The 15,154-nt window shown below is 51.7% G+C and carries 12 protein-coding genes, 4 tRNA genes, 1 rRNA gene and 1 other RNA gene; 16 read left to right on the top strand and 2 right to left on the bottom strand.

What is annotated here, in order from left to right; genetic code table 11:
- Positions 1 to 106: 106 nt before the first annotated feature.
- The 3 genes from rrf to birA all read left to right on the top strand — a co-directional run bounded on the left by rrf (position 107) and on the right by birA (position 2,659).
- Positions 107 to 222 (top strand): 5S ribosomal RNA (rrf, locus tag ACN28Q_RS10405).
- A 446-nt stretch (positions 223 to 668) separates the two neighbouring features.
- Positions 669 to 1,706, top strand: a complete 1,038-nt coding sequence (gene murB / locus ACN28Q_RS10400) for a UDP-N-acetylmuramate dehydrogenase (protein WP_095846277.1) — start codon at positions 669 to 671, stop codon at positions 1,704 to 1,706.
- Positions 1,703 to 2,659, top strand: a complete 957-nt coding sequence (gene birA, locus ACN28Q_RS10395) for a bifunctional biotin--[acetyl-CoA-carboxylase] ligase/biotin operon repressor BirA (RefSeq protein WP_095846276.1) — start codon at positions 1,703 to 1,705, stop codon at positions 2,657 to 2,659. Before murB ends, birA begins: the two co-directional genes overlap by 4 nt.
- A gap of 83 nt (positions 2,660 to 2,742) precedes the next feature.
- Here birA and coaA read toward each other — a convergent pair whose 3' ends face one another.
- Positions 2,743 to 3,693, bottom strand: a complete 951-nt coding sequence (coaA, locus tag ACN28Q_RS10390) for a type I pantothenate kinase (RefSeq protein WP_095846275.1) — start codon at positions 3,691 to 3,693, stop codon at positions 2,743 to 2,745.
- 196 nt (positions 3,694 to 3,889) lie between these two features.
- Positions 3,890 to 4,438 (bottom strand): GNAT family N-acetyltransferase, encoded by a 549-nt coding sequence (locus ACN28Q_RS10385; RefSeq protein WP_095846274.1) that lies wholly within the window; start codon positions 4,436 to 4,438, stop codon positions 3,890 to 3,892.
- A 397-nt stretch (positions 4,439 to 4,835) separates the two neighbouring features.
- On the opposite strand from ACN28Q_RS10385, the gene ACN28Q_RS10380 reads away from it, so the two are divergent.
- The 13 genes from ACN28Q_RS10380 to rpoB all read left to right on the top strand — a co-directional run bounded on the left by ACN28Q_RS10380 (position 4,836) and on the right by rpoB (position 15,061).
- Positions 4,836 to 4,911: transfer RNA gene (locus ACN28Q_RS10380), tRNA-Thr, on the top strand.
- A 26-nt stretch (positions 4,912 to 4,937) separates the two neighbouring features.
- Positions 4,938 to 5,022 (top strand) — tRNA-Tyr (locus tag ACN28Q_RS10375).
- Between the two features lie 42 nt (positions 5,023 to 5,064).
- A non-coding RNA gene (locus ACN28Q_RS10370) (RtT sRNA) lies at positions 5,065 to 5,189 on the top strand.
- A gap of 197 nt (positions 5,190 to 5,386) precedes the next feature.
- Positions 5,387 to 5,461 (top strand) — tRNA-Gly (locus ACN28Q_RS10365).
- A 6-nt stretch (positions 5,462 to 5,467) separates the two neighbouring features.
- Positions 5,468 to 5,543: transfer RNA gene (locus ACN28Q_RS10360), tRNA-Thr, on the top strand.
- Positions 5,544 to 5,653: 110 nt separating this feature from the next.
- The gene (gene tuf, locus ACN28Q_RS10355) at positions 5,654 to 6,838 is read left to right on the top strand and encodes an elongation factor Tu (RefSeq protein ID WP_095846273.1); all 1,185 of its coding nucleotides are present in this window, start codon (positions 5,654 to 5,656) and stop codon (positions 6,836 to 6,838) included.
- Positions 6,839 to 7,222: 384 nt separating this feature from the next.
- Positions 7,223 to 7,606, top strand: coding sequence for a preprotein translocase subunit SecE (gene secE / locus ACN28Q_RS10350; protein ID WP_095846272.1), 384 nt, complete (start codon positions 7,223 to 7,225; stop codon positions 7,604 to 7,606).
- 1 nt (position 7,607) lies between these two features.
- On the top strand, positions 7,608 to 8,153 hold the full coding sequence (gene nusG, locus ACN28Q_RS10345; RefSeq protein ID WP_004929914.1) for a transcription termination/antitermination protein NusG: 546 nt from the start codon (positions 7,608 to 7,610) through the stop codon (positions 8,151 to 8,153).
- A 156-nt stretch (positions 8,154 to 8,309) separates the two neighbouring features.
- Positions 8,310 to 8,738: a 50S ribosomal protein L11 gene (gene rplK / locus ACN28Q_RS10340; protein ID WP_004929911.1), complete on the top strand. Its 429-nt coding sequence runs from the start codon at positions 8,310 to 8,312 to the stop codon at positions 8,736 to 8,738.
- Positions 8,739 to 8,741: 3 nt separating this feature from the next.
- Positions 8,742 to 9,446 carry a 50S ribosomal protein L1 gene (gene rplA, locus ACN28Q_RS10335; RefSeq protein WP_095846271.1) on the top strand — a complete coding sequence of 235 codons (705 nt, stop codon included), beginning with the start codon at positions 8,742 to 8,744 and terminating at the stop codon, positions 9,444 to 9,446.
- A gap of 331 nt (positions 9,447 to 9,777) precedes the next feature.
- Positions 9,778 to 10,275 (top strand): 50S ribosomal protein L10, encoded by a 498-nt coding sequence (gene rplJ, locus ACN28Q_RS10330; protein WP_095846270.1) that lies wholly within the window; start codon positions 9,778 to 9,780, stop codon positions 10,273 to 10,275.
- A 63-nt stretch (positions 10,276 to 10,338) separates the two neighbouring features.
- On the top strand, positions 10,339 to 10,704 hold the full coding sequence (gene rplL / locus ACN28Q_RS10325; RefSeq protein WP_095846269.1) for a 50S ribosomal protein L7/L12: 366 nt from the start codon (positions 10,339 to 10,341) through the stop codon (positions 10,702 to 10,704).
- Between the two features lie 328 nt (positions 10,705 to 11,032).
- Entirely contained in the window at positions 11,033 to 15,061 is a 4,029-nt protein-coding gene (gene rpoB / locus ACN28Q_RS10320) for a DNA-directed RNA polymerase subunit beta (protein WP_095846268.1), read from the top strand.
- Positions 15,062 to 15,154: the final 93 nt, after the last annotated feature.

Genomic DNA, 15,154 nt, shown 5'->3' with positions numbered 1-15,154 from the left:
AACACCGAAGGTGTTTTAGAGACTTGACAGAGATTTTTAGCTTGTTTGCAGATTGGTTTTGGTGGTTGTGTGAAAGAACACAACGGCTGAAATAAAACAGAATTTGCCTGGCGGCAATAGCGCGGCGGTCCCACCTGACCCCATGCCGAACTCAGAAGTGAAACGCCGTAGCGCCGATGGTAGTGTGGGGTCTCCCCATGCGAGAGTAGGACACTGCCAGGCATCAAACCCAGTAGAAAGCCCCGTGCATCAGTGCGGGGCTTTTTGCGTTGTGGGCCACGCTTCGGCGCGGTATCCGCTCTCATGATGGGGCTGGCCTGCGTTGGTGGGAAGAAAATAACATTCTCGAATCTATAATAGATAGTTATTATTTATTTACGGATAAAGGCTATTTCCTAATAGATCGTCGATAGTTTTTTATAGTAATCAATATCTGGAATACTTACTTAGTACCTATTGATTATCTATATACCCCAAATCGATAAATAACATACACCTACTCTCATATCCCATTGATTAAATAGCTTATTTTTATTAATTCATGCCCCGTAAATAGCATTCTTAAAAATCCCTTGCATTAAAATAACGATGAAGAAAAACAAATAATAGCTATAAACGTTAAATTGGGTAGACTAGGTATAATTTATTTCGTAAGGGTATCTAACGTTATGCATACTGAAAGTGCGTCTTTGAAAGACTACAATACTTTTGCGCTCCCGGTTAACGCAGCGCAATTGGTGATTGCCGAGACCATCGAACAGATGATTAAGATCTGGCAACAAACCCAGAAACGCCAGCAGCCGCTGCTGATCCTCGGTGAAGGCAGTAATGTCTTGTTTCTGGAGGACTTTGCCGGCACCGTGATGGTCAATGCGCTTAAAGGTATCACCATCCAGGAGCAGGAAGATGCATGGCACCTGCATGTTAGCGCCGGGGAAAATTGGCACCAGTTGGTGAGGCAAACGTTAGATGCAGAGATTCCCGGCCTGGAAAACCTGGCGTTGATTCCAGGCAGAGTCGGCTCTGCGCCTATCCAGAATATCGGTGCCTACGGTCTTGAACTGAAAGATGTCTGCGAGTATGTCGATCTCCTGGATCTCAACACGGGCGCTATCGATCGCATGAGCGTAGAACGCTGCGGGTTCGGTTACCGTGAAAGCGTGTTCAAGCACCAGCTCAAACTGGGTTACATCATCGTGGGCGTTGGGCTGCGTTTAAACAAACAGTGGCGCCCACTGCTGAATTATGGCGATCTCACCAAATTGGATCCGCATACGGTGACGCCCCACCAGGTATTCGAGGCCGTGTGTCAAATGCGCCAGAGTAAGCTGCCCGACCCCCGCGTAACCGGCAACGCCGGGAGCTTCTTCAAAAACCCGCTGATCAGTAAAGAACAAGCGCAACGCCTGCTGAGCGAATACCCTGGTATACCGCATTATCCACAGGCCAATGACCAAGAGAAGTTGGCGGCGGGCTGGCTCATTGATCAGTGCGCCCTAAAAGGGCAACAGATTGGCGGCGCTGCGGTGCACAGCAAGCAGGCATTGGTTCTGGTGAACCAGAACAACGCCTCCAGCCAGGATGTCGTAGCGCTGGCGCGCCATGTGCGCAACACCGTGGCTGAAAAGTTTGCCGTATGGCTGGAGCCAGAAGTCCGCTTTATCGCTGCATCAGGTGAAGTGGATGCACTGGAGATACTGTCATGAAAGATACGACGGTGCCGTTAAAGCTGGTTGCGTTGCTTGCCGACGGCAACTTTCATTCTGGTGAACACCTGGGTGAAGCGCTGGGGATGAGCCGTGCAGCCATCAATAAGCACATTCAGACGATCCGTGAGTGGGGGCTGGATGTCTTTACCGTGCCGGGTAAAGGGTATAGTTTGCCTGCGCCAATTCAATTGCTTGATGCTGAACGTATTACCCACCTTTTGACTGAGCAGCGTATTACCGTGCTGCCGGTTGTGGATTCCACTAACCAGTATCTGCTGGACCGTATCGCCGAACTGCAATCAGGCGACGCCTGCGTAGCAGAATATCAGCAGGCAGGCCGTGGCCGTCGTGGGCGCCGTTGGGTGTCGCCGTTTGGCGCGAACCTGTACCTTTCCATGTTTTGGCGGCTTGAGCAGGGCCCAGCGGCCGCGATCGGCCTGAGCTTGGTGATTGGTATTGTGATGGCGGAGACTCTGCAGCGCCTGGGTGCGGAAAACGTGCGGGTAAAATGGCCGAACGATCTTTACCTAAACGATCGTAAACTGGCCGGTATCTTGGTTGAATTAACCGGTAAAACCGGCGATGCGGCGCAGTTGGTGATCGGTGCCGGGATTAATTTGGCGATGCGGGATACCCACGCGATTGATCAGGGCTGGATCAATCTGCAGGAAGCGGGGATTGATATCGATCGTAACGAACTCACGGCCACGTTGCTCAATGAGCTGCGCCGTACGCTACCGCAGTTTGAACAACAAGGGCTGGCCCCGTTTGTCGCCCGTTGGCGGCAATTGGATAATTTTATCGATCGGCCGGTTAAGCTGTTGATTGGCGAGCAGCAGATTTTTGGTATTGCACGTGGCATCGATCAGCAAGGAGCGCTGTTGTTGGAACAAGATGGTGTGATAAAGCCATTTATCGGCGGGGAAATATCGTTGCGCAGCGCGCAGTAACAATAAATAAATAGGGGGGTGAACCCCCTATTAATGTTGCGCAAACTGTGCCTGGCATGCAGTAAGCGCCGGGTAGCGCGCCGCTATTTTCGCAGGCGAACGTTCTCTACCGCATGGTTGGCGCTTTTTGTCATGATAAGGCTGGCTCGCTCCCGGGTAGGAAGAATATTCTGTTTTAAATTCAAACCATTAATCTCATTCCATAGCCCGGTGGCAATATTGATTGCCTCGGCTTCAGGCAATTTGGCATAGTTATGGAAATAAGAGTTCGGGTTGGAAAATGCACCCTGGCGGAATTTCAGAAAACGGTTGATATACCAGGTTTGCAATAAGTCTTCCGGTGCATCTACATATATAGAAAAATCGACAAAATCGGAAACAAATACGTGATGCGGATCGTGAGGATAATCCATCCCGCTTTGCAACACGTTTAATCCTTCCAAAATAAGAATATCAGGCTGTTCAATGACTTTATTGCCATCGGTGACGATATCGTAAATAAGATGTGAATACACCGGTGCCGTAACGCGTTTAGCGCCGGATTTCACTTCAGAAACAAACTTGACCAGGTTATGCATATCATACGATTGCGGGAAGCCTTTTTTCTTCATTAGCCCGCGTTCGTTGAGCACCTTATTGGGATGCAGAAAGCCATCGGTGGTAATCAATTCAACGGTGCGGTGCTCCGGCCAGCGGCTGAGCAGCGCCTGCAACAGGCGCGCCGTGGTGCTTTTCCCGACGGCGACGCTGCCTGCTATCCCAATGATGTAAGGGATTTTTTGCCCATCGGTACCCAAAAATTGCTCAAGCACAGCCTGCCGGCGCAGATTGGAACTGATATAAAAGTTCAGCAAGCGCGATAGCGGCAAATAAATTTGAGCGACTTCATCCAAAGAAAGATCTTCGTTAATGCCACGAAGCTTAACGATCTCTGCTTCCGAAAGGGTGAGCGGAACAGAATCCCGCAGCGCAGCCCACTGGGTTCGATTGAACTGTAAGTAAGGCGTCGCTAAAGATTGATCTCTTTTTATCATAAGCTAAATTCTGCCTGGTTACGCACGTTGGAAGCGGCGCCGAACGCCAACGCCAGATAATAAATAAGCTGCATATTATAGACAGCTTGCTTTTTGGCGTAGACTTTTTTCTTACATATTGTCTATTCGCAGGGAAATAGCCAGTACAAATAGAGGGGAGAGGAGCGGTATCACGGCAGGCGATACCGCCTGGTGGTTAGCTGGCAATCGCATGTGAAGGCTGGTTGACCGCAAACAGCCGTTTGTAATAAATCACCGTGGGATGGTAATACCCGTCGGGAGAGGCCGCGTAATCGGGCAACTCCCCCAGGCAACGATAGCCAAGCGTTCGATACAGGCCTTCTGCGGCGCAACCGGCTTGAGTATCCAGATAGAGCAGCCCACGCCGGTATTGCAGTGCAGCCTGTTCCAGCGTTTTCATCAGCGCGTGCCCCACGCCGTTGCGGCGGGCGCGGCTGTGGACCAGCAACTTGCGCACTTCCGCCCGGTTGCGGCCATTGGGCTTCTGGCACAGTTCAAGCTGTACGGTACCGATGACGCCACTTTGATCCCGGGCGATCCATAGCAGCAGTTCTCCCTTCGCCAGAGCAGGGCGCAGGCTGTGGAAGTAGCTTTCTGCATCTTCGTGCGGGATCAGGGTATCGTAACCTACGGATGCGCCATGTGTAATGGCATCGGTCAGCAGCTGTGCCAGCTCGTCCCGATAAATGGGGAGTGTGGCGGCATTGATAGAGACTATTTTCATCGGCTATTCCTCCTGGGCTAAGGGGGTAATTACGTTAAGCAAGATTTGTGCCAATGGGTTAATTGATTAAAGCTAATGGAGTTGGGTATCCAAGCGGCAGAATGCATGCGCCGCCGGCGGGCAAACTCACCGTTGTGGTGCAGCGTAGTTGCGCATATTTTGCTCTGTAGCTCAGCAAGAATATCGAACGCCTGCGAAAGCCGGCGGGTGAGAAAACGGGCAATCTACGTATAAAATCTCATTAAATGATTCATGTAACGGGTCGATTTTTACCCATTTTGGGTAGTGATTTGCCAGAGAGTACGCAAATTTGGCTGATTTATGAGCGAAAGTGCGCGAGACGCAATTTTTTTGTTGCATAGGTCGTCCGCTCTACCTAGAATGCGCTGCACTTGATGCCGGCATAGCTCAGTTGGTAGAGCAACTGACTTGTAATCAGTAGGTCCCGAGTTCGACTCTTGGTGCCGGCACCATTCAAGTTTAAGCAATAAAAAAATCTGGTGGGGTTCCCGAGCGGCCAAAGGGAGCAGACTGTAAATCTGCCGTCACAGACTTCGAAGGTTCGAATCCTTCCCCCACCACCAAATTCAACGTTAGCGATAACGTTACACCAAAGCGGATTGCTGCATTGTCCACTTTGGGGAAGGTGAGAACCTTCGACAAGGTTCGAGTCGAGCAGCGCGAGACAACGTGCGCAGCACGGCCCGAAGGGTGAGGAGCGGAGCGACGAATAATCCTTCCCCCACCACCAATTCAACGTTAGCAATAACGTTACACCAAAGTGGGTTGCTGCATTGTTCACTTTGGCGGAGGCGAAAGCCTTCGGCACATGCAAAACGGTGTAAAATATTCTACGCTGTTCGGCATGAAAGGCGTGGAGCAAAGCGTATACCGTCCTTCTCCAGCCTCTCGTTTTTACAGAAAAATCAGGTAGCCGAGTTCCAGGATGCGGGCATCGTATAATGGCTATTACCTCAGCCTTCCAAGCTGATGATGTGGGTTCGATTCCCACTGCCCGCTCCAAGATGTGCTGATATAGCTCAGTTGGTAGAGCGCACCCTTGGTAAGGGTGAGGTCGGCAGTTCGAATCTGCCTATCAGCACCACTTCCTTGTTTTCTCGCCCCCTGATTTTCTTTCTGTTCTGGATTCAGCAAGCATATGCTTGGTTGATGTGGTGATACCACCGATTTATCCGTGTCTTAGAGGGACAATCGATGTCTAAAGAAAAGTTTGAACGTACAAAACCGCACGTTAACGTCGGTACTATCGGCCACGTTGACCATGGTAAAACAACGCTGACCGCTGCTATCACCTCCGTACTGGCTAAAACCTACGGCGGTGCTGCTCGTGCTTTCGATCAGATCGATAACGCACCAGAAGAAAAAGCGCGTGGTATCACCATCAACACCTCTCACGTTGAATACGATACCCCGACTCGTCACTACGCGCACGTTGACTGCCCAGGGCACGCCGACTACGTGAAAAACATGATCACCGGTGCTGCACAGATGGACGGCGCGATCCTGGTAGTTGCTGCGACTGACGGCCCAATGCCGCAGACCCGTGAGCACATCCTGCTGGGCCGCCAGGTTGGCGTTCCTTACATCATCGTGTTCCTGAACAAATGCGACATGGTTGATGACGAAGAGCTGCTGGAACTGGTAGAGATGGAAGTGCGTGAGCTGCTGTCTCAATACGATTTCCCAGGCGACGACACCCCGGTAATCCGTGGTTCCGCACTGAAAGCGCTGGAAGGCGAAGCAGAGTGGGAAGCGAAGGTTATCGAACTGGCAGAAGCGCTGGACAGCTACATCCCAGAACCAGAGCGTGCGATTGACAAGCCGTTCCTGCTGCCAATCGAAGACGTATTCTCCATCTCCGGCCGTGGTACCGTGGTTACCGGTCGTGTAGAACGCGGCGTGATCAAAGTGGGTGAAGAAGTTGAAATCGTGGGTATCAAAGACACCCAGAAATCAACCTGTACCGGCGTTGAAATGTTCCGCAAACTGCTGGACGAAGGCCGTGCTGGTGAGAACGTTGGTGTTCTGCTGCGTGGTATCAAACGTGAAGAAATCGAACGTGGTCAGGTACTGGCTAAACCAGGCTCAATCAAACCACATACCCAGTTCGAATCTGAAGTGTACATTCTGAGCAAAGATGAAGGCGGCCGTCATACTCCGTTCTTCAAAGGCTACCGTCCACAGTTCTACTTCCGTACGACTGACGTGACCGGTACCATCGAACTGCCAGAAGGCGTGGAAATGGTAATGCCAGGCGACAACATCAAAATGGTTGTTACCCTGATCCACCCAATCGCGATGGACGACGGTTTGCGTTTCGCCATCCGTGAAGGCGGCCGTACCGTAGGCGCGGGCGTTGTTGCTAAAGTTATCGCTTAATCGCTGATAACATTTGACGCGACACGCGGTAAAAGGGCATCATTTGATGCCCTTTTTCTACGCTGTGAATTAGAACCTATCTCATCAGCGATTTTGCAGTCATAATATACGCAAAATAATTCGAGTCGCAGGAAGGCTGTGGCATGGTGGATCCCCGGAAGTTTGGCCTCTAAATGGTCAGGATAGGGTGGTTGACCAAGCCAACGCACAGGCAACTTGAAGTATGATGGGTATAATCATTGGTGAGATGGGCTCTTAAACCGTATTGATTGAGATACGTCATAGCGTACACCGAGTGCTGTTCGATCAGCATCTGATCGGTTTGGTTTGCCTCGCATTGCGAGGCAAAGTTGTTTGTTCTGAATCATAGTGACAGGTTGGTTTATGAGTGCGAATACCGAGGCTCAAGGGAGCGGGCGCGGCTTAGAAGCGATTAAATGGCTGATCGTCTTTGTTTTGTTGGTCGTGGCTATCGGCGGTAACTATTACTACCGTGATTACAGTCTGCCATTACGTGCACTGGCCGTTGTGCTGGTTATCGCCATTGCGGGTGCCGTGGCATTGATCACGACAAAAGGCAAAGCAACCGTGGCGTTTGCGCGTGAAGCGCGCACCGAAGTGCGTAAAGTTATTTGGCCAACTCGTCAGGAAACGCTACACACCACGTTAATCGTTGCCGCGGTAACTGCCGTGATGTCACTGATTTTGTGGGGGCTGGATGGTATTCTGGTCCGTCTGGTATCGTTTATTACTGGCCTGAGGTTCTAAGATGTCTGAAGCTCCAAAAAAACGTTGGTACGTCGTTCAGGCGTTTTCCGGTTTTGAAGGTCGCGTTGCCCAATCGCTGCGCGAACATATCAAATTGCATGATATGGAAGAGCTGTTCGGCGAAGTCATGGTGCCTACGGAAGAAGTGGTTGAGATCCGTGGCGGCCAGCGCCGTAAGAGCGAACGTAAATTCTTCCCAGGCTACGTGCTGGTACAGATGGTCATGAATGATGCCAGCTGGCACCTGGTGCGTAGTGTGCCACGGGTGATGGGCTTTATCGGTGGTACCTCCGATCGTCCGGCGCCAATCAGCGATAAAGAAGTCGATGCGATCATGAACCGCCTGCAGCAGGTTGGGGATAAACCGCGTCCGAAAACGCTGTTTGAACCGGGTGAACTGGTGCGCGTTAATGATGGCCCATTTGCCGATTTCAACGGTGTGGTTGAAGAAGTTGACTACGAGAAGAGCCGTTTGAAAGTCTCGGTATCTATTTTCGGCCGTGCAACGCCGGTCGAACTGGACTTCAGCCAGGTTGAAAAAGGCTGATCGATTAGCCAGCAATTGGGTTGATCTGCAGCTTGCCAGAGGCGCGAAATTAAACTACAATTTCGCGCCTTTTGTTTTTAGATGTCCTGCTTTTGGGCGGGATGAAACACGGGGAGCCTCTGAACGAGGCGATACTACCCATACGAGGAAATTTCAATGGCCAAGAAAGTACAAGCCTACGTTAAGCTGCAGGTTGCAGCTGGTATGGCTAACCCGAGCCCGCCAGTCGGTCCTGCTCTGGGTCAGCAAGGTGTTAACATCATGGAATTCTGTAAAGCGTTCAATGCTAAGACTGACAGCATTGAAAAAGGCCTGCCGATCCCAGTTGTTATTACTGTTTATTCTGATCGCTCCTTCACCTTCGTTACCAAAACCCCGCCAGCAGCAGTTCTGCTGAAAAAAGCGGCTGGTATCAAGTCTGGTTCCGGTAAGCCGAACAAAGACAAAGTCGGTAAAGTGACCCGTGCTCAGGTACGTGAAATCGCAGAAACCAAAGCTGCGGACATGACTGGTTCTGACGTTGAAGCGATGACTCGCTCCATCGAAGGTACCGCTCGTTCCATGGGCCTGGTAGTGGAGGATTAAGAGATGGCTAAGCTGACCAAGCGCATGCGCGTGATCCGTGACAAAGTTGATGCTACTAAACAGTACGACATCACCGAAGCCGTTGCCCTGCTGAAAGAGCTGGCCACTGCGAAATTCGTAGAAAGCGTTGACGTTGCCGTTAACCTCGGTATCGATGCACGTAAATCTGACCAAAACGTACGTGGCGCCACCGTTCTGCCACACGGTACTGGCCGTTCTGTTCGCGTTGCCGTATTTGCCCAGGGCCCTAACGCTGAAGCTGCTAAAGCAGCTGGCGCAGAGCTGGTAGGTATGGAAGATCTGGCTGACCAGATCAAAAAAGGCGAAATGAACTTTGACGTTGTTATTGCTTCCCCGGATGCAATGCGCGTTGTTGGCCAACTGGGCCAGGTTCTGGGCCCACGTGGCCTGATGCCAAACCCGAAAGTGGGTACCGTTACGCCAAACGTTGCTGAAGCGGTTAAAAATGCTAAAGCAGGCCAGGTTCGTTATCGTAACGACAAAAACGGCATCATCCATACCACTATCGGTAAGGTTGATTTCGACTCTGACAAGCTGAAAGAAAACCTGGAAGCCCTGCTGGTTGCGCTGAAAAAAGCAAAACCTGCACAGGCGAAAGGCGTTTACATCAAGAAAGTTAGCCTCTCCACCACCATGGGTGCTGGCGTTGCTATCGATCAGAGCGGCCTGACTGCTGTCGCAGTATAACTGCGAAAGGCGAGAAATCGCTTTGACTTGGGGTATAAATTCACCTAGAATCTTATCCCCCAAGGTTTTGCTATTAGCAAAACAAAGAATTTTCGGTTGGAGCCTGGCCTAATCCAGGCCTCCGTCCAAGACCGCAGGTGTATCGCAAGGTACTTAATCTTCCTGCGTAGACGGTGACAGAGCCTAAAGAATTTTTTCTTTTTATAAAGAATTTGTCTTTGCTGGATTCTGCTCACCGTGTTAAGCCGCTCGGCGCCGCGTGTTTTCACAACGTGTCGGGTGAAGTGAGTTCCGGGGAGTGTTCCCCGGCTAATCCAGGAGCAAAAAGCTAATGGCATTAAATCTTCAAGACAAACAAGCGATTGTTGCTGAAGTCAACGAAGTAGCCAAAGGCGCGCTGTCTGCGGTTGTTGCGGATTCTCGCGGCGTTACCGTAGATAAAATGACTGAACTGCGTAAAGCAGGTCGTGAAGCTGGCGTTTACATGCGTGTTGTTCGTAACACCTTGCTGCGTCGCGTTGTTGAAGGCACTCCGTTCGAATGCCTGAAAGACACGTTTGTCGGTCCAACCTTGATTGCATTCTCTAACGAACACCCGGGTGCTGCTGCTCGTCTGTTTAAAGAGTTCGCGAAAGCGAATGCAAAATTCGAGGTTAAAGCTGCGGCCTTTGAAGGTGAGCTGATCCCTGCGGCGCAAATCGACCGCTTGGCAACGCTGCCAACTTACGAAGAAGCAATCGCACGCCTGATGTCGACCATGAAAGAAGCCGCTGCCGGCAAACTGGTTCGTACTCTGGCTGCTGTGCGCGATCAGAAAGAAGCAGCTTAAGCCGCTCTTTCTTAGCCTTTGCTAACGTATTCAAACTATTTCTGAATTTTAGGAACAATTGTTATGTCTATCACTAAAGACCAAATCCTGGAAGCAGTTGCTGCTATGTCCGTAATGGACGTTGTTGAACTGGTTTCCGCTATGGAAGAAAAATTCGGTGTTTCTGCTGCTGCCGCTGTAGCTGTTGCTGCTGGCCCTGCTGAAGCTGCTGAAGAAAAAACTGAGTTCGACGTTGTACTGAAAGCTATCGGCGGTAACAAAGTAGCCGTGATCAAAGCAGTACGTAGTGCAACTGGTCTGGGCCTGAAAGAAGCTAAAGACCTGGTTGAATCTGCTCCAGCCGCTCTGAAAGAAGGCGTGAGCAAAGACGACGCTGAAGCTCTGAAGAAAGCACTGGAAGAAGCTGGCGCTGAAGTTGAAGTTAAATAAGTCAACTTTCCAGGTTGCAGCCTAAGCAATTAGGCTGATGGCTGGTGACTTTTTGGTCACCAGCCTTTTTGCGCTGTAGGGTGCCAGTAGGGTTTCACACTGTTTGACTACTGGTTTCCCCCCAATATTTTTTTCTATCGACGACTTAATATACTGCGTGCTCTGCGCTCCAGGAGTTCTGGGGGGAGGCGCAATGAAATGGTTTAAGCGTGATCGAAAGAGATATTGCGGAAAGTGTCCCCACTTTCCGGTCGACAAAATAGTGTTGCATGAACTGTCCCAATCGGACGGACAGAGTGGGTCACTGATCAGCGAGCTGAGGAACCCTATGGTTTACTCCTATACCGAGAAAAAACGCATTCGTAAGGATTTTGGCAAACGTCCACAAGTTCTGGACATTCCATATCTCCTTTCTATCCAGCTTGACTCGTTCCAGAAGTTTATCGAGCAAGATCCAGAAGGGCAGTACGGCCTTGAAGCCGCATTCCGTTCTGTTTTCCCTATCCAGAGCTACAGTGGCAATTCGGAGCTGCAATACGTTAGCTACCGTCTTGGTGAGCCGGTGTTCGACGTCAAAGAGTGCCAGATTCGTGGTGTGACGTTCTCAGCGCCGCTGCGCGTCAAGCTGCGCCTGGTTATCTATGAACGAGAAGCACCAGAAGGTACGGTCAAAGACATCAAGGAACAAGAAGTCTATATGGGCGAAATTCCGCTCATGACCGAGAACGGCACCTTTGTGATCAACGGTACTGAGAGGGTTATCGTATCTCAGCTGCACCGTAGTCCTGGCGTGTTCTTTGATAGCGATAAGGGCAAAACCCACTCCTCGGGTAAAGTGCTGTATAACGCACGTATCATTCCTTACCGTGGTTCCTGGCTGGATTTCGAGTTTGACCCGAAAGACAACCTGTTCGTGCGTATCGACCGTCGTCGCAAACTGCCGGCGACCATCATTCTGCGCGCGCTGAACTACACCACAGAACAGATCCTTGACCTGTTCTTTGAGAAAGTTGTTTTCGAGATCCGTGACAACAAACTGCAGATGGAACTGGTGCCAGACCGTCTGCGTGGCGAGACTGCCTCCTTCGATATCGAAGCCAACGGTAAAATCTACGTTGAGAAAGGCCGCCGCATCACGGCTCGTCATATTCGTCAGCTGGAAAAAGACGAAATTCAGAGCATTGAAGTACCGGTGGAATACATCGCGGGTAAAGTGGTCGCGAAGGATTACATCGATACCAATACCGGCGAACTGATCTGCGCGGCCAACATGGAGCTGTCGTTGGATCTGCTGGCCAAGCTGAGCCAGTCCGGTCACAAACGTATTGAAACACTGTTCACCAACGATCTGGATCACGGCGCGTACATTTCTGAAACCGTGCGTGTTGATCCAACCAGCGATCGTCTGAGCGCGCTGGTAGAAATTTACCGCATGATGCGCCCTGGTGAGCCGCCAACCCGCGAAGCAGCGGAAAGCCTGTTTGAGAACCTGTTCTTCTCTGAAGACCGCTACGATCTGTCAGCGGTTGGCCGTATGAAGTTCAACCGTTCTCTGCTGCGTGACGAGATCGAAGGTTCGGGCATCCTGAGCAACGAAGACATCATTGAAGTGATGAAGAAGCTCATCGGTATCCGTAACGGTAAAGGCGAAGTGGACGATATCGACCACCTCGGCAACCGTCGTATCCGTTCCGTTGGCGAAATGGCCGAAAACCAGTTCCGCGTCGGCCTGGTACGCGTTGAGCGTGCGGTGAAAGAGCGTCTGTCCCTGGGCGATCTGGACACCCTGATGCCACAGGACATGATCAACGCCAAGCCGATTTCGGCGGCGGTGAAAGAGTTCTTTGGTTCCAGCCAGCTGTCCCAGTTCATGGACCAGAACAACCCGCTGTCTGAGATTACGCACAAACGCCGTATCTCTGCATTGGGCCCAGGCGGCTTGACCCGTGAACGCGCCGGCTTTGAAGTTCGAGACGTACACCCGACCCACTACGGCCGTGTGTGCCCAATCGAAACGCCGGAAGGCCCGAACATCGGTCTGATCAACTCCCTGTCTGTGTACGCGCAGACCAACGAATATGGTTTCCTGGAAACCCCATACCGCCGCGTGCGCGATGGCGTTGTAACGGATGAGATCAATTACCTGTCTGCTATTGAAGAAGGCAACTTCGTTATCGCCCAGGCGAACTCCAACCTGGATGAAGAAGGCCGCTTCATAGAAGATCTGGTTACCTGTCGTAACAAAGGCGAGTCCAGCCTGTTCAGCCGCGATCAGGTTGACTATATGGACGTTTCCACCCAGCAGGTGGTTTCCGTTGGTGCTTCACTGATTCCATTCCTGGAACACGATGACGCCAACCGTGCATTGATGGGTGCGAACATGCAACGTCAGGCCGTGCCGACCCTGCGTGCTGACAAGCCGCTGGTAGGTACCGGTATGGAGCGTGCTGTAGCGGTTGACTCCGGCGTTACCGCCGTGGCCAAACGTGGCGGTGTGATCCAGTACGTGGATGCTTCCCGTATCGTTATCAAAGTTAACGAAGACGAGATGTACCCAGGCGAAGCGGGTATCGACATCTACAACCTGACCAAATACACCCGTTCTAACCAGAACACCTGTATCAACCAGATGCCATGCGTATCGCTTGGCGAGCCGGTTGAACGTGGTGATGTGCTGGCAGACGGCCCGTCCACCGATTTGGGTGAACTGGCGCTGGGTCAGAACATGCGCGTGGCGTTCATGCCGTGGAACGGCTATAACTTCGAAGACTCCATCTTGGTCTCCGAGCGTGTGGTTCAGGAAGATCGCTTCACCACCATCCACATTCAAGAACTGGCGTGTGTGTCCCGTGACACCAAGCTGGGGCCGGAAGAGATCACCGCTGACATTCCAAACGTGGGTGAAGCGGCGCTCTCGAAACTGGATGAATCCGGTATCGTGTACATCGGTGCGGAAGTGACCGGCGGCGATATTCTGGTCGGTAAAGTGACGCCAAAAGGCGAAACCCAACTGACCCCAGAAGAGAAGCTGCTGCGTGCGATCTTCGGTGAGAAGGCTTCTGACGTTAAGGACTCTTCTCTGCGTGTGCCAAACAGCGTTTCCGGTACGGTTATCGACGTGCAGGTCTTCACCCGTGACGGTGTGGAAAAAGACAAGCGTGCGTTGGAAATCGAAGATATGCAGCTCAAGCAGGCGAAAAAAGACCTGACTGAAGAACTGCAGATCCTGGAAGCTGGCTTGTTCGCACGTATCCATGCGGTGCTGGTTGCCGGTGGCGTTGAAGCTGAGAAGCTGAGCAAACTGCCACGCGATCGCTGGCTGGAACTGGGCCTGACTGATGAAGAGAAGCAAAACCAGCTGGAACAGCTGGCGGAGCAGTACGACGAGCTGAAATCCGATTTCGAGAAGAAACTGGAAGCCAAGCGTCGTAAGATCACTCAGGGCGACGATCTGGCGCCAGGCGTGCTGAAAATCGTCAAGGTGTATCTGGCCGTTAAACGTCAGATCCAACCGGGTGATAAAATGGCAGGCCGCCACGGTAACAAGGGTGTTATCTCCAAGATCAACCCGATCGAAGATATGCCTTACGATGAAAACGGCACGCCGGTAGACATCGTACTGAACCCGCTGGGCGTACCATCACGTATGAACATCGGTCAGATCCTGGAAACCCACCTGGGTATGGCTGCCAAAGGCATCGGTGAGAAAATCAACGCGATGCTTAAGCAGCAGCAGGAAGTGGCCAAGCTGCGTGAGTTTATCCAGAAAGCTTACGATCTGGGCGACAACACGCGCCAGAAGGTTGATCTGAACACCTTCTCTGACGAAGAAGTGCTGCGTCTGGCAGAGAACCTGAAAAAAGGTATGCCGATCGCCACGCCAGTGTTTGATGGTGCTAAAGAGCAGGAAATCAAAGCGCTGCTGGAAATGGGCGGTATCCCGACGTCAGGGCAGATTACGTTGTTCGATGGCCGCACCGGCGAACAGTTCGAGCGCCAGGTCACCGTTGGCTACATGTACATGCTGAAACTGAACCACTTGGTTGACGACAAAATGCATGCGCGTTCAACCGGTTCTTACAGCCTGGTTACTCAACAGCCGCTGGGTGGTAAAGCTCAGTTTGGTGGTCAACGCTTCGGTGAGATGGAAGTGTGGGCGCTGGAAGCCTATGGCGCCGCGTACACGCTGCAAGAAATGCTCACCGTTAAGTCGGATGACGTTAACGGCCGTACCAAGATGTATAAAAACATCGTGGATGGCGACCACCGTATGGAACCTGGCATGCCGGAATCCTTCAACGTACTGTTGAAAGAAATCCGCTCGCTGGGCATCAACATCGAACTGGAAGACGAGTAATCGGCTTTCGGCTCTGGCTCCCCGCCTAGGGAGCCAGAGGGTGGTTGTTCAGGTCACACGGGTGCATATTTATCCCCAGAGTCCGCAAGGCGA

Origin of the sequence: Gibbsiella quercinecans, from assembly GCF_002291425.1 — a bacterium.
Classification (GTDB): domain Bacteria; phylum Pseudomonadota; class Gammaproteobacteria; order Enterobacterales; family Enterobacteriaceae; genus Gibbsiella; species Gibbsiella quercinecans.
The sequence above is the reverse complement of the archived record's forward strand: the minus strand, read 5'-3'. Positions and strand labels throughout refer to the sequence as shown.